General features: G+C 73.2%; 11 protein-coding genes. 8 read left to right on the top strand and 3 right to left on the bottom strand.

Annotated elements, in window-relative coordinates; translation table 11 throughout:
* Positions 1-33 precede the first annotated feature (33 nt).
* Both N5I75_RS33595 and N5I75_RS33590 read left to right on the top strand, forming a co-directional pair.
* On the top strand, positions 34-1,428 hold the full coding sequence (locus N5I75_RS33595) for an NADP-dependent succinic semialdehyde dehydrogenase (protein WP_476683916.1): 1,395 nt from the start codon (positions 34-36) through the stop codon (positions 1,426-1,428).
* 127 nt (positions 1,429-1,555) lie between these two features.
* Positions 1,556-4,012, top strand: a complete 2,457-nt coding sequence (locus N5I75_RS33590; protein WP_476683915.1) for a polysaccharide lyase 8 family protein — start codon at positions 1,556-1,558, stop codon at positions 4,010-4,012.
* A gap of 4 nt (positions 4,013-4,016) precedes the next feature.
* On the opposite strand, the gene N5I75_RS33585 is transcribed toward N5I75_RS33590, so the two are convergent.
* The 3 genes from N5I75_RS33585 to xylA form a co-directional block, all read right to left on the bottom strand.
* On the bottom strand, positions 4,017-5,132 hold the full coding sequence (locus N5I75_RS33585; RefSeq protein ID WP_476683914.1) for a substrate-binding domain-containing protein: 1,116 nt from the start codon (positions 5,130-5,132) through the stop codon (positions 4,017-4,019).
* Between the two features lie 159 nt (positions 5,133-5,291).
* Entirely contained in the window at positions 5,292-5,549 is a 258-nt protein-coding gene (locus N5I75_RS33580) for a hypothetical protein (protein ID WP_476683913.1), read from the bottom strand.
* Positions 5,550-6,006: 457 nt separating this feature from the next.
* Positions 6,007-7,173 carry a xylose isomerase gene (gene xylA / locus N5I75_RS33575; RefSeq protein WP_476683912.1) on the bottom strand — a complete coding sequence of 389 codons (1,167 nt, stop codon included), beginning with the start codon at positions 7,171-7,173 and terminating at the stop codon, positions 6,007-6,009.
* 155 nt (positions 7,174-7,328) lie between these two features.
* On the opposite strand from xylA, the gene xylB reads away from it, so the two are divergent.
* From xylB to exaC, 6 genes are all read left to right on the top strand, one after another.
* Positions 7,329-8,768 carry a xylulokinase gene (gene xylB, locus N5I75_RS33570; protein WP_476683911.1) on the top strand — a complete coding sequence of 480 codons (1,440 nt, stop codon included), beginning with the start codon at positions 7,329-7,331 and terminating at the stop codon, positions 8,766-8,768.
* Between the two features lie 72 nt (positions 8,769-8,840).
* Positions 8,841-10,034 (top strand): ROK family protein, encoded by a 1,194-nt coding sequence (locus N5I75_RS33565; RefSeq protein ID WP_476683910.1) that lies wholly within the window; start codon positions 8,841-8,843, stop codon positions 10,032-10,034.
* 409 nt (positions 10,035-10,443) lie between these two features.
* On the top strand, positions 10,444-11,466 hold the full coding sequence (locus N5I75_RS33560; RefSeq protein WP_476683909.1) for an acetamidase/formamidase family protein: 1,023 nt from the start codon (positions 10,444-10,446) through the stop codon (positions 11,464-11,466).
* Positions 11,467-11,558: 92 nt separating this feature from the next.
* Positions 11,559-12,176: an N-acetylmuramoyl-L-alanine amidase gene (locus tag N5I75_RS33555; RefSeq protein ID WP_476683908.1), complete on the top strand. Its 618-nt coding sequence runs from the start codon at positions 11,559-11,561 to the stop codon at positions 12,174-12,176.
* Between the two features lie 121 nt (positions 12,177-12,297).
* Entirely contained in the window at positions 12,298-13,560 is a 1,263-nt protein-coding gene (locus N5I75_RS33550; RefSeq protein ID WP_476683907.1) for a GAF domain-containing protein, read from the top strand.
* Positions 13,561-13,815: 255 nt separating this feature from the next.
* Complete coding sequence (gene exaC, locus N5I75_RS33545; protein WP_476683906.1) at positions 13,816-15,339, top strand: acetaldehyde dehydrogenase ExaC; 1,524 nt, start codon at positions 13,816-13,818, stop codon at positions 15,337-15,339.
* The last annotated feature ends 128 nt before the right edge of the window (positions 15,340-15,467 follow it).

Here is a 15,467-nt window from a genome sequence, read left to right as displayed (position 1 = left end):
AAGGTCGAAGAAACCCGCTCAGGAGGTCGCCCCATGCCCATCGCGACGGTCAATCCCGCGAACGGCGAGACGCTGAAGACGTACGACGCCCTCTCCTCCGAGGACATCGAGCAGAAGCTGGCCCTGGCGGCCCGGACGTTCGACTCGTACCGCACGACGACGTTCTTCGACCGGGCGCGGATGCTCCAGCAGGCCGCCGACCTGCTGGACGCGGACACCCCGGACATCGCGCGCGTCATGACCACGGAGATGGGCAAGCCGATCGCGGCGGCCCGCGCCGAGGCGGCGAAGTGCGCGAAGGCGATGCGCTGGTACGCGGAGAACGCCCAGGACCTGCTGGCCGAGGAGCACCCCGCCGAGTCCGACGTACGGGACTCGGGGGCGTCCCGCGCGGTCGTGCGCTACCGGCCGCTCGGCGTCGTGCTCGCGGTGATGCCGTGGAACTTCCCGCTGTGGCAGGTCGTCCGGTTCGCGGCGCCCGCCCTGATGGCCGGGAACGTGGGCCTGCTCAAGCACGCGTCGAACGTCCCGCAGACCGCCCTCTACCTGGAGGACCTGTTCCGCCGGGCCGGATTCCCCGAGGGCTGCTTCCAGACGCTCCTGGTCGGCTCGGGCGAGATCGAGGGCATCCTGCGCGACGAGCGCGTGGCGGCCGCGACGCTGACGGGCAGCGAGCCCGCGGGCCGCTCCGTCGCCTCGATCGCCGGTGACGAGGTGAAGAAGACGGTCCTGGAGCTGGGCGGCAGCGACCCGTATCTGGTCATGCCGTCGGCGGACATCGCCAAGGCGGCGAAGACGGCGGTGACGGCCCGGGTGCAGAACAACGGCCAGTCGTGCATCGCGGCGAAGCGGTTCATCGTGCACGAGGACGTCTTCGAGGAGTTCCGGGACGCGTTCGTGGCGGGCATGCGGGAGCTGACCGTCGGCGATCCGCTCGACGAGTCGACGGACGTCGGCCCGGTCGCCAGCGAGCAGGGCCGCAAGGACCTGGAGGAGCTGGTCGACGAGGCCGTCGAGTCCGGCGCGACCGTGCTGTGCGGCGGGCAGCGGCCGAAGGAGCTGGCGGACCGGGGCTGGTTCTACGAGCCGACCGTCCTCACGGACATCACGCCCGAGATGCGCATCCACCGCGAGGAGACGTTCGGCCCGGTCGCCACCCTGTACCGGGTCGCGGACCTGGACGAGGCGATCGCCGTCGCCAACGACACGCCGTTCGGTCTCAGCTCCAACCTCTGGACCGGCGACGAGGACGAGATCGAGCGGTTCGCCCGCGACAGCCAGGCGGGCGGCGTCTTCGTCAACGGAATGACGGCCTCGCATCCGGCACTGCCCTTCGGCGGCGCGAAGCGCTCCGGGTACGGGCGCGAGCTGGCGGGCCACGGGATCAAGGAGTTCTGCAACATCACGACGGTGTGGGTCGCGGCCTGAACGAGCGACGCCGGGCCCTTTCGAATCGATCGAAACGCTCAACTTGGTCGATCCTCTTGAGCGTTTGAAACTCCGGATGCTAGAAACCGCTTACTCCCAGCGGTCACTCCAGCATCCGGAGCTCTTCATGACGTCGCACGAGCTTTCCCCGTCCTGGTCGCGTCGCGGCTTCCTCGCCTCGACCGCGGCCGCCGGCGCCGCGTTCACCGTAGGGCTCCCCCGGGTGGCCGCGGCGGCGGAAGGGGCCGACGACGAGTTCGCCGCCCTGCGGGCGAAGTGGCGGGCGCTGTACCTCGGCGAGGGGTTCAGCCCGACCGCCGAGCCGTTCAGGTCGAAGCTCGCCACGCTCGGCACACAGGCCGGGACGTGGCGCGCCACGATGGCCCCGGCGGACGGCTCGCTGTGGCCGGACGCGGTGTTCGGCGACCCCGACCCCGACACGGACACCGAGTCGTACGGCTACTCGGAGAAGATCCAGACCAGCTACGAACGCGTACGGCTGATGGCGGAGGCGTACTGCCAGCCGGGCACGGGCCTGACCGGCGACGAGGGCCTCAAGACCGCCGTCCTCACCGCCCTGGACCATCTGAGCGCGCAGGTCTACAACAAGACGCGGGCGCAGTACGGCAACTGGTACAACTTCCAGATCGGCGCCCCGCAGCGGCTCCTCGACATCGCCGTCCTGATGTACGAGCACCTGAGCGCGGCGCAGCTGACGGCGGCGGTCGAGGCGGTCGACCACTTCGTCCCGGATTCGCTCGTCGCGAAGTACACCGGCACGAGCACCGGCGCCAACCGCATCGACCTGTGCCGCGTCCTCGCGCTGCGCGGCGTCCTCGACGGCACGGCGGCGAAGATCGCGCTGGCGCGGGACGCGATCTCGCCGGTCTTCCCCTACGTCACCTCGGGCGACGGCCTCTACGCCGACGGCTCGCTGATCCAGCACACGTACGTGCCGTACACCGGCTCCTACGGCGCCGTCCTCATCGACGGCCTGAGCAAGCTGTTCGCGCTGCTCGGCGGCTCGACCTGGGCGATCACCGACAGCGGGCGGCAGATCTTCCTGGACGCGGTGGAGGGCGCGTACGCCCCGTTCCTGCACGACGGGCTGATGATCGACAACGTCTCCGGGCGGGCCATCAGCCGCGGGCTCGTCGCCACGGACCCGCTGAAGGTCCAGCAGGACGACCACGCGCGCGGGCACGCGATCATCGCCTCGGTCCTGCTGCTCGGGCAGGGCGCGAGCCCCGACGAGAACGCGCGCTGGCGGGCGCTCGCCAAGGGCTGGTACACGCGGGACCGCTACAGCGACGTCACGACGGGCCGCACGCTCGGGGTGGCCGCCCTCTCCCGCGTGACCTCGCTCCTCGACGACGCGGCGGTGAAGCCGGCCGCCGAGCCGACCGGCCACCGCGTCTTCCCGTCGATGGCGCGGGCGACGCACCGCACCAAGGCGTTCACGGCGTCCGTCTCGATGTCCTCCAAGGCGATCACGTTCTACGAGACCGGCAACGGCGAGAACGTCCGGGGCTGGCACACCGGTTCCGGGATGCTCTATTGGTGGGCCGGAGGTTCCGGAGCCGCGGGCGGCGGCCAGTACAGCGACGGCTACTGGCCGACCGTCGATCCGTACCGGCTGCCCGGCACCACGGTCTCGCGCAAGCCCCTCGCGGACGCCGAGGGCGGCGCGTGGGGCGCGGCGCGGCCGGACACGACATGGGTGGGCGGCGCGACGGACGGCACGTACGCGGCGCTCGCCCAGGACGTGCGCGGCCTGTCCTCGACGCTCCGGGCGAAGAAGTCGTGGTTCTTCCTCGACGACACGGTGGTGTGCCTCGGCGCGGGCATCACGAGCACCGACGGGGCGGGCGTGGAGAGCGTCTTCGACACCCGCAACCTGGGGGCATCGGGCACGGCGGGGCTGACGGTCGACGGCCGCGCCCAGCCGGCCCGCCACCCCTGGAACGCGACGTTCCCCCGCGCGCGTTGGGCCCACGTGGCGGGCCACGGCGGCTACGTCTTCCCCGGCGGTACGTCGCTGACGGCGCTCCGCGAAGAGCGCACGGGCACCTGGAAGTCCGTCAACGGCGGCGGCTCGGCCGATCCCGTGACGCGCCGCTACGTGTCCCTGCTCGCGGACCACGGCACCGACCCGGCGGACGCCTCCTACGCCTACCTGCTGATGCCGGGCGCGGACGCATCACGCACGGCGGTGCGGGCGCTCGACCGGAACTGGCTGCTCATCGACGCCAACTCCGGCGCGCGGCAGGGCGTCCGCGTGCCGTCACTCGGCTTCACGGGCGTGACGTTCTGGGAGCCCGGAACGGTCGGCCGGGTGACCGTGGACGCCCCGCTGATCGTCCAGATCCGCGAGAAGCGGGACGGCACGGCGACGGTCACGGTGGCCGACCCGAACCGGTCGGTGAAGGGCGCCACGCTGGTGTGGCGGCGCCCGGTGGGGTCGGTGACGTCGAAGCCGGGTTCGGTGACGGAGGCGACGACCGGCAGTGAACTGAGGCTGGTCCTCGGGGACCTGTCCGCGACCGGCGGGGTCTCGCAGAAGGTCACCGTACGGCTGCGGTAGGCGGTCACGGGGCGGCGGCGCAGGACGCGCGGACGTGCAGCCGCGGCAGGACGTCGATGTGCTGACCCGGTTCGTCGGCGCCGTGCGGCGCGGTGAGGCGGGACAGGAGGAGTTCGGCCGCGCGGCGGCCCACGGTCCGTTTGGCCGGGGCCACCGCCGTGAGCGGCAGGTCGGCGAGCGCGGCGATCTCGTCGTCGTACGTGATCACGGAGAGGTCCTCGGGCACGCGTACGCCGTGGGCCCGCAGCCGGGGTACGAGGACCAGCGCGTCGGCGTCGCTGTGCAGGATCGCGGCGGTCACCCCGTGCTCCTCGACCGCCGCGCGCAGGAAGCCGAAGGCGCGGTCGAAGCGCTCGGCCTCCGACGCGGCGGCGGGGTCCCGGGACGGTGGCGGGCCGGGGACGTCGTGCAGCCCGAGCGCCGCGACGGCCGCCTCGTAGCCGCGTCGCAGCTGGGCGCTGGTGGGTGACTCCTGGGCGGCCAGGGCCAGGGTGCGGTGGCCGAGCGCGGCGAGGTGGCGGACGGCCTCGGCGGCGCCGTGGGCGTGGTCGGAGCGGACCCGGTCGAGGGCGGCGGCCGGGTGGCCGTGCGGGGCGGACCGTTCGACGAGGACCGTAGGCACGGGCCGCTCGGTGATCCGCAGCCCCTCCCCCGGGCCCGGCACGCCACGCTCCCAGCTGGGCGTCAGGAGCAGCCCGTCGGCCCCCGCGCCGAGCAGCCGGTCGACCTGGATGGAGTCCTCGCCGGGCAGGTACCGCGACAGGGCCACGACGAGGCGGGCGCCGCGCTCCTCGACGGCCTCCCGGGCGCCGCGCACGACCTCGGCGTAGTAGTACTCGGTGGTCGGCACCACCATGCCGATGACGGCGCCGTCGGCCGACCGGCCCGTGACGCGCGGGAGTTCGCGTTCGGCCGTCGTCCCGTCCTCGTCCTCCCCGGACCACACGACCGCGCCGTGCAGACGCTGGAGCCGGCCCTGCGCGGCGAGCGTCTCGACGTCGCGGCGCAGCGTGACCGGCGAGACGTCCAGCTCACGGGCGAGGTCGGCGACGCGCAAGGTGCCGCGCTCCCGCAGCAGTTCGAGCACGCGCGCGTGGCGCCGATCGACGTGCAGCCGCATGAGTCCGGCCCTCCCCGCTGGTCCCTGCCCCGGCCCGCCCGGCGCTGTGCGCGGACGGCCGCGTCATCGTATCGATCGGATGCGCTCGGAACGATCTGTCGGGCGGGATGGGGTGAGGGCAGAGGCGGAGGCGGGGCGGACGGCTGACCAGTGCCGGGCTCAGGGCAACAGCTCGCTGGGGATCTCGCTGGGCAACGCGGAAGGCAGCTCCGACGGCAACTCGCTGGGCAGCGCGGTGGGCAGTTCGCTCGGGAGCTCGGTCGGCAGCCTGCTCGGCAGTTCGCTCGGAATGCTCAGGGAGGGCGAGGGCCGTTTCGTGCGGTCCTTGTCGCCGGGGGACTTGTCGTCGCCGTCGTCCGAGGAGCGCGTCACCAGGACCACGACGACGGCGACGACCACAGCGAGGCCGACCAGCACGGCAATCACGAGATACGGGCGCCGCCCCGGCCCGGGCGATCCCCCGGGCGCCCCTCCGGGCGGCCCCTCTGGCGGCGGACCACCGAACGCCCCTGCGCCCGGCGGCCCGAACCCGCCGCCGCCCGGGGGCGGTGGGTCACTGGGGGGCCGGGGCGGCTGCTGCGGTGGCGGTGGGGGCATGGACATACACCCAGAATCCCGGCCGGGGGGCTGCGGCGCGACCCTTTGGCGCCAATGCGCCTGTCACGGCGGGGAGTTGAGCGACCGACATCGGCGTGCCCAGCCGGAGGCGCCCCGGCTGGGTACGCGCGGCTGGGGACAGCGTGCGCACCCGGGGCGCCTCCGGCTCGGAACAACAGGTGCGCCCTCCACACGGGGACCCGCACACCCTGCCCCGGACGGCAAAGCGGCCCCCGGGGCATCGCACACCCCGGGGCGCCGCCGCTCACGTACCGGCTCAGCCGCGCGCCGCCAGCAGGTGGTCCATCGCCAGCTGGTCCAGGCGTTCGAACGCCATGCCGCGCTCGGCCGCCGCGTCGACGTCGAAGTCCTCGAACGCCGACTTGTCCGCGCGGAGGCCGGCGAGACCGTCCGCCGCGGTGGGCTGCGCCAGCTCGTCGAGGCGGGACGCGCGCAGCGCCTCCTGGACCTCCGGGTCGGCGCGGAAGGCGGCCGCGCGCTCCTTGAGGATCAGGTAGTTGCGCATGCAGCCCGCGGCCGACGCCCAGACGCCCTCGAAGTCCTCGGTCCGCGGCGGCTTGAAGTCGAAGTGGCGGGGACCCTCGTACCCGGCGGTCTCCAGGAGGTCCACGAGCCAGAACGCGGAGCGCAGGTCACCCGCGCCGAACCGCAGGTCCTGGTCGTACTTGATGCCGGACTGACCGTTGAGGTCGATGTGGAAGAGCTTGCCGGCCCAGATCGCCTGCGCGATGCCGTGCGGGAAGTTGAGGCCCGCCATCTGCTCGTGGCCGACCTCCGGGTTGACGCCGTACATCTCCGGGCGCTCAAGGCGTTCGATGAAGGCGAGGGCGTGGCCGACGGTGGGCAGGAGGATGTCGCCGCGGGGCTCGTTCGGCTTGGGCTCGATGGCGAACTTGAGGTCGTAGCCCTGCTCGATGACGTACTCGCCGAGGAGGTCGAACGCCTCCTTCATCCGGTCGAGCGCGGCGCGCACGTCCTTGGCGCCGCCGGACTCGGCCCCCTCACGGCCACCCCAGGCCACGTACGTCTTGGCGCCCAGTTCGGCGGCGAGGTCCATGTTGCGCATGGTCTTGCGGATCGCGTAGCGGCGGACGTCGCGGTCGTTCGCGGTGAAGCCGCCGTCCTTGAAGACGGGGTGCGTGAACAGGTTCGTCGTGGCCATCGGCACGACCATGCCCGCGGCGTCGAGCGCCTGCCGGAAGCGCTTGATGTGGCCCTCGCGCTCGCTGTCGGAGGAGCCGAAGGGGATCAGGTCGTCGTCGTGGAACGTGACGCCGTGCGCGCCCAGCTCGGACAGCCGCTGGACCGACTCGACGGGGTCGAGCGCGGGCCGGGTGGCGTCACCGAACGGGTCGCGGCCCTGCCAGCCGACCGTCCACAGGCCGAAGGTGAACTTGTCGTCGGGGGTGGGCTGGTACGTCATCTTGCGGCTCCCTCGCCGTTTCGCGGGCGCGGCTGGGCGGCACAGGGCAATGTCGTGCCGCCCGCCTATTTCGTCATGGCGCTTTACAAATTAGTATGCGGGCACGCCGCTGGGAAGAGCCACTCCCGGTACCGCCCGAAATTCAGGAGAGCCGCATGTCAGCTGCCGAGGGGCCCCTCGGGCCGTACGTCGTCGGGGTGGACAGCTCCACGCAGTCCACGAAGGCCCTGGTCGTGGACGTCGCCACGGGCGAGGTCGTGGCCAGTGGGCAGGCCCCGCACACGGTCACCTCGGGCGCGGGGCGCGAGAGCGACCCCGAGGAGTGGTACACCGCCCTGCGCACGGCGCTCGCCCAATGCGGTGACGCGGCGCGCCAGGCGGCCGCCGTCTCGGTCGGCGGGCAGCAGCACGGCCTGGTGACGCTCGACGCGCAGGGCCGCCCGGTGCGCCCGGCGCTGCTCTGGAACGACGTGCGCTCCGCGCCGCAGGCCCGCCGCCTCGTCGAGGAACTGGGCGGCCCGAAGGCGTGGGCGGACCGTTTCGGCAGCGTGCCCGGCGCGTCCTTCACCGTCTCGAAGTGGGCGTGGCTGGCCGAGCACGAGCCGGAGGCCGCCCGCGCGACGGCGGCCGTCCGCCTCCCCCACGACTACCTGACGGGACGGCTCACCGGCGACGGCACGACGGACCGCGGCGACGCCTCCGGTACGGGATGGTGGGCATCGGAGACCGAGACGTACGACGAGGACGTCCTCGGCCGGGTCGGCCTCGACCCGGCGCTGCTGCCCCGGGTCGTCGGCCCCGGCGAGGTGGCGGGCACGGTCCACGACGCCGAGCTGCCCTTCTCCAAGGGCACCCTGATCGCGGCCGGTACCGGGGACAACGCCGCCGCCGCGCTCGGCCTCGGCCTGCTCCCCGGCACACCCGTCCTGAGCCTCGGCACGTCCGGCACGGTCTACGCGGTCTCGACCCGCAGGCCCACGGACCCGAGCGGCATCGTCGCCGGTTTCGCCGCCGCGCACGGGGACTGGTTGCCGCTGGCCTGCACCCTGAACTGCACGCTCGCCGTCGACCGCATCGCCGCCCTGCTCGGCCTGGACCGGGAGGCGGTGGAAGGGGGCGGCGCGGCGACGATCCTCCCCTACCTGGACGGAGAGCGGACGCCCGACCTGCCCCACGCGTCCGGCCTGCTGACGGGGCTGCGCCACGACACGACCGGCGGACAGCTGCTCCAGGCGGCGTACGACGGCGCCGTGCACGCCCTGCTCGGCGCCCTCGACCGCGTCCTGGACGACGACGCCGACCGCTCCACTCCCCTCCTGCTGATCGGCGGCGGCGCACGCGGCACGGCCTGGCAGCAGACGGTCCGCCGCCTCTCCGGCCGCCCCGTCCAGGTCCCCGAGGCCCGCGAACTGGTCGCCCTGGGCGCCGCCGCGCAGGCCGCGGGCGTCCTGACCGGCGAGAACCCGGCCGCGGTCGCCCGCCGCTGGAACACGGCGCGAGGCCCTGTGCTCGACCCCGTCGAGCGGGACGACGCGGCGCTGGAGCGGATCTCCGGGGTGCTGCGCGGGGCGGCCGGGCTCCTGGAAGGGGCCTGAGGCGGCCGATCGCGCGCGACCGAGCGCCGACCTGCGCGCGGCGGTGTCCGTCCACCCTGGGAGCATGACCGCATGACCGCACCATTGCACCGTCCCCGGGCGGGGACGCCCGACAACCAGCAGGGCATGCGCCGCCGCAATCTCTCCCGCGTGCTGCACGCCGTCGCCGCCGAGGGGCCGTTGTCGCGGGCCGCGGTGGCGGGGCGGATCGGGCTGACCCGGGCCGCCGTGTCGACGCTGGTCGACGAGCTGATCCGGGCCGGTCTCCTGGAGGAGCTGGGTCCGCAGCGGCCCGGCGGGGTGGGCCGGCCCGGGTCCGCGCTCGCGGTCAGCGGCCGGGGCCCCGCCGGGCTCGGTGCCGAGGTGGGCGTCGACCACCTCGCGGCGTGCGCGGTGGATCTGCGCGGTGAGGTGCGGGCCCGCGCCGAGCTGCGGGTCGACAACCGGGGGCGCGCGCCAGGCCCCGTGCTCGACGACCTCGCCGGGCTGCTGCGGGAGGTGACCGAGCGGGCCGAGGCTGAGGGGCTGCGGCCCGCGGGGCTCTCGGTCGCGGTGCCGGGACTGGTGGCGCGCGGCACGCACACCGTCGTCCGCGCCCCCAACCTGGACTGGCACGACACGGACGTGGCCGCGCTGCTGCCCTGCGAGGTGCCGCTGCAGGTCGACAACGAGGCGAACTTCGGCGCGCTCGCCGAACTCTGGCTGGCCGCGGAGTCCCCGGCGGACTTCCTGCACGTCTCGGCGGAGATCGGCATCGGCGCCGCGCTCGTCGTGGACGGCCAACTCCTGCGCGGCACACGGGGGTTCGCGGGCGAACTGGGCCACATCCCCGTACGCCCCGACGGCCCCGCCTGCCCGTGCGGCAGCCGCGGCTGCCTCGAGCAGTACGCGGGCGAGGAGGCGGTCCTGCGCGGGGCGGGCCTCGAACCGGGCGCGGACCGCGTCTCGCTGCTCGCGGAACGGGCCGAGTCCGGCGACGCCGCCACCCGGCGCGCTCTGCGGGACGCGGGCACCGCTCTGGGCATCGCGCTGACCGGCGCGGTCAACCTCCTCGACCCGCGCGCGGTGGTGCTCGGCGGCGCCCTGTCCCGCCTCGCCCCCTGGCTCCTTCCGTCCCTGGAGGCCGAGTTGACGGGCCGCACGGCGACCCCGGCGGACGGCATCGCCGTCTCCCGCTTCGGCTCGGACGGGCCGCTGCTCGGCGCGGCGCATTCGGTGGTGCGGACGGTGCTCGATGATCCGATGGGTGTGGTGCAGGCGGCGTAGCCGTGGTTGGCGTAACCGGGGGCGGCGTGAGCGGGGACGGTGTGACCGGGGACGGTGTGACCGGGGGCGGTGTGACCGTGAGCGGCGTGACCGTGAGCGGCGTGACCGTGAGCGGCGAAACTGCGTACGGCAGCGCCCTGGGCGGCGGCACCCTGGGCGCGCAACCGTGTACGTACGGCAGCACCCTGGGTGGCGGCACTCTGGGCGCGTAACCGCCGGCGGTTTTCACGGCCTCGGCGCCACTGGTTCGGACCTCTGACGTGCGGTTGTTCACAACTCGCGGGTTATCCACAGATGCCCATCACCCCCTTCCACGTCAACCCGCGGGCTGCGTAACGTACTTCAGGCGAGGCGCCGGATCTCTGTCCGACCGAACGGGTGGCGGCGTGCGCACGGGAAGGGGGTTCGCGTGAGCGACCCGCGCATGCTCACCGTCCGGCCGGACCCCGGCACCTACGCCTGGACCTTCGGCGGCGCACCGCCGATCGCCCGGATCGCGCCGGGCACGGTCCTGGACCTGTTCACGGAGGACTGTTTCGCGGGCCGCGTCCGCTCGGAGAAGGACCTCGTGTCGCAGGTCTGCGAGTTCCCGTACCTGAACCCGCAGACAGGCCCGTTCCACATCGAGGGCGCCGAACCGGGCGACACCGTCGCGGTGCACTTCGTCTCCATCGAGCCCGCCCGGGACTGGGCCGCGTCCACGACCGTGCCGCTGTTCGGCGCGCTGACGTCCACGCACACCACGGCCACGCTGCAGCCGCCGCTGCCCGAGACAGTCTGGATCTGGGAGCTCGACCGGGAGCGCCGCACCGCCCGGTTCTCCGCACGGGACAGCGCGTTCACGGCCGAGCTGCCGATGGACCCGATGCACGGCACGGTCGGCGTCGCGCCCGCCAACCTGGAGGTGCGCTCCGCCCTCGTCCCGGATGCGCACGGCGGCAACATGGACACGCCCGAGATGCGCGCGGGCGTCACCTGCTACCTCGGCGTCAACGTCGAGGGCGCCCTCCTCAGCCTCGGCGACGGGCACGCGCGCCAGGGCGAGGGCGAGACGTGCGGCGTCGCCGTCGAGTGCGCGATGCGCACGGTCGTCGTCGTGGAGCTGCTGAAGGGCGTGGCCACGCCGTGGCCGCGCATCGAGTCGGACACGCACATCATCTCGACGGGTTCGGCGCGCCCGCTGGAGGACGCCTTCCGGATCTCCCAGCTCGACCTGGTGCACTGGCTCGTACGGGACTACGGGTTCAGCGAGCTGGACGCCTACCAGTTCGCGACGCAGACCGTCGAGTCACCGCTGGCGAACGTCTGCGACACCAACTACACGTGCGTCGCCAAACTCCGCAAGGAGTGGCTGCCCGCGCGCGAGACGCACCGCGGACTGCACGCCCGGCTGCGCGAGATCGCGACGACCTTGCCGCGCCCGGAGCGCTGAGCACGGCCCGCGCCCCCGGCCCTCTCCGCCTCCCCCCACCAGGGAGTCCACCCCCACCTCGCATGACCTCCCCCACGAGAGGCAGGCACGTCATGGACCAGGCAAGACATCCTTCCGGCCACCCCCGTCACCCCAGCCGTCGCCGACTGCTCCAGGCCGGGGCGCTGGCCGCGGTGCCCAGCGCGCTACTGCCCGCGGGCCGGGCCGGTGCGCAGGCGTCGGCCGTCGACTACCCGCCGGCCGAGTCCGTGCCCGCCAGCACCTCCAACTACACGGTCTCCAGCCGCCCGTCCTCGTACAAGATCGATTACGTCGTCGTCCATGTCACGCAGGAGACGTACGCCGACGCCGTCAAGATCTTCCAGAACCCGGCCAAGCAGGTCTCCTCCCACTACCTGGTCCGCTCGGCCGACGGCCACATCGCCCAGCTCGTGCGCGAGAAGAACATCGCCTGGCACGCGGGCAACTGGGACTACAACACGCGCAGCATCGGCATCGAGCACGAGGGCTGGGTCGACAAGCCCGCGTACTTCACCAACGCGCTGTACGAGGCGTCGGCGGCGCTGACCGCGTCGGTCTGCGCGCGGTACGGGATCCCGATGGACCGCGAGCACATCATCGGCCACATCGAGGTGCCGGGCACCGACCACACCGACCCGGGCCCGTACTGGGACTGGACACGCTACATACGGATGGTCAACTTCGCCTGACCTTTCGCCGATCGCGCACGACCCGCGCCCGTCTCCTTGTCGGCCCGCGCCCGCGGAGCGACGATGTCCCCACCGCATCGCCGTTCGAGCGCCGCATCGCACGCCGTACCTGGAGGCCGACTTGTCCGATCCCTGGGTCGCCCTGGAACCCGGCGCCGATCCGGCCGAGCGGGTCCGGGCGCTGCGCTCCGCCCACGACCGGTTCACCGCGGCGGGCACCGTCGCCCGCCCGGTCCGCCCGGTGGTCGCCGCTTCCTGGCGTCGTTCGGCGGGCGCGCACGTCAGCCCGGATGCCTCGGCCGCGGTGGAGCTGACCGACGGCGACCTCGGGGCGTACCGCGCGGAGCACCCCCTCGCCCGGGTGATGCCGCTGTTCCGCGAGCTGATGGGCACGTTCGCGACGGACGGCGAGCACCTCCTGGCGGTGTGCGACGCGCAGGGCCGGCTGCTCTGGGTCGAGGGGCATCCCTCCACCCGGCGCCGGGCGGGCGGCATGAACTTCGTGCCGGGCGCCCGCTGGTCGGAGTCGGCGATGGGGACCAACGCGCCGGGCACGGCGGTCGCCGTCGACCGTCCCGTGCAGGTGTTCGCCGCCGAGCACTTCATCCGCCAGGTGCAGCCGTGGACGTGCGCGGCGGCCCCGGTGCACGATCCGCACACGGGACGGCTGCTCGGCGCGGTCGACATCACCGGCGGGGACGGGCTCGCGCACCCGCACAGCCTGGCGTTCGTGCAGGCGGTGGCGCGCGCCGCCGAGTCCCAGCTCGCGCTGCTCGCACCCGCCCCGGCGAACCGTCCCGGCCTGCGCCTGTTCGCACTCGGCCGCGACGAGGCGCTGCTGCTCACGGCGTCCGGCCACAAGATCCGCCTCAGTCGCCGCCACAGCGAACTGCTCGTCCTCCTCTCCCGCCACCCCGAGGGCCTGACCGGCGACGAACTGCTGTGCCGCCTGTACGAGGACGAGTCGGTGACCCCGGTGACGTTGCGGGCCGAACTCGCGCGGCTGCGCCGGGTGCTCGGGCCCGAGGTGCTGACGTCGCGCCCGTACCGTCTGGCGGTCCCGGTCGAATCGGACCTGACGACGGTCGAGCGGCGCCTCGCCGCGGGTGCGGTGACGGCGGCGGCGTCCGCGTACCCGGGCCCGCTGCTGCCCGCGTCGCAGGCACCGGCGGTGGCCCGGCTGCGCCGCGAACTGGCGTCCGGGCTGCGGGCGGCACTCATCGCGCGCGGCGACCCGGACCTCCTCTCCGACTGGGCGCACGCCCCCTGGGGCGAGGACGACCTCGACATATGGCAGGCCCTCGCGGCAGCCCGCCCCGCCCCATCGATCCTGACCCGGCTCGCCGCGCTGGACGAGGATCAGCGAGGCGCGTGGGGCGCGTAGGCACCGTGGCCCTCCGGGGCCCGGGACGCTGGGGCCGGACGCTGGGGCCGGAGGCTAGGGATCCGGAGGTCGAGGCCGGACGCAGGAGGGCCGGAGGCTAGGGATCCGGAGGTCGAGGCCGGACGCCGGGGCCGGACCGTACACAACAAGCCCCGCGCCGGATCGTACGCAACGTCGCTGCAACGTCCGGATCCCTAGCCTCCACCGCGACGGTCGCCCAACGGCGGGCGGCCCGCACAGGAGAGGCCAGCCAAGATGACCCGTTACTCCGCGCCCGGCACCGAGGGCTCCGTCGTCTCCTACCAGGCCCGCTACGACCACTTCATCGGCGGCGCGTACGTGGAGCCCGCCCGCGGCCAGTACTTCGAGAACCCCAGCCCGGTCAACGGCCAGCCGTTCACGGAGATCGCGCGCGGCACCGAGGAGGACGTCGAGCGCGCCCTCGACGCCGCGCACGCCGCCGCGCCCGCCTGGGGACGCACCTCCGCCGGCGACCGCGCCGACATCCTCAACAAGATCGCCGACCGGATGGAGGCCAACCTCGAACAGCTCGCCGTCGCGGAGAGCTGGGAGAACGGCAAGCCGGTCCGCGAGACGCTGGCCGCCGACATCCCGCTCGCCATCGACCACTTCCGCTACTTCGCGGGCGCGGTCCGGGCCCAGGAGGGCACCCTCTCCGAGATCGACGACGACACGGTGGCGTACCACTTCCACGAGCCGCTCGGCGTCGTCGCCCAGATCATCCCGTGGAACTTCCCGATCCTGATGGCGACGTGGAAGCTGGCCCCGGCGCTCGCGGCGGGCAACGCGGTCGTCATCAAGCCGGCCGAGCAGACCCCGGCCTCGATCCACTTCTGGCTGAGCCTGGTCTCGGACCTGATCCCGCCGGGCGTGGTCAACATCGTCAACGGCTTCGGCGTGGAGGCGGGCAAGCCGCTGGCGTCCAGCCCGCGCGTGGCGAAGGTCGCCTTCACGGGCGAGACGACGACGGGCCGGCTGATCATGCAGTACGCCTCGGAGAACATCAAGCCGGTCACGCTCGAACTCGGCGGCAAGTCCCCGAACATCTTCTTCGACGACGTCTGGGCGAAGGACGACGACTTCCGCGACAAGGCGCTCGAAGGCTTCACGATGTTCGCCCTGAACCAGGGCGAGGTCTGCACCTGCCCGTCCAGGGCGCTGATCCAGCAGGGCCACTACAGCGAGTTCCTCGAAGCGGCGATCGCCCGAACCGAGGCCATCAAGCCGGGCCACCCGCTCGACACGGAGACGATGATCGGCGCCCAGGCCTCGAACGACCAGCTCCAGAAGATCCTCTCCTACCTGGACATCGGCCAGCAGGAGGGCGCGAAGGTCCTCACCGGCGGACAGCGCATCGAGTACGACGGCGAGCTGGCGGGCGGCTACTACGTCCAGCCCACGATCTTCGAGGGCTCCAACCGGATGCGCGTCTTCCAGGAGGAGATCTTCGGCCCGGTCGTCTCGGTCGCCTCGTTCGCCGACTACGACGACGCCATCAAGATCGCCAACGACACCCTGTACGGCCTCGGCGCCGGCGTCTGGACCCGCGACATCAACACGGCCTACCGCGCGGGCCGCTCGATCCAGGCGGGCCGCGTCTGGACGAACTGCTACCACGCGTACCCGGCGCATGCCGCGTTCGGCGGCTACAAGCAGTCGGGGATCGGCCGTGAGAACCACAGGATGATGCTGGACCACTACCAGCAGACGAAGAACCTATTGGTCTCGTACTCGGCACAGAAGCTTGGCTTCTTCTAGGGGCACGAAAGAAGGCGCCTGACCTGGGCTTTCGCCCGTCAGGCGCCTTCCGAGCGACGCACTCAGACCAGAGCCCGAGTTACGTCATAACTCCCAGTTCCTCCCGTAGCAATCCCACTCCTGACCAG

This window comes from Streptomyces sp. R818 (assembly GCF_056172735.1).
Note: the sequence above shows the minus strand (reverse complement) of the source record. Positions and strands in the feature narration are given on the sequence as shown.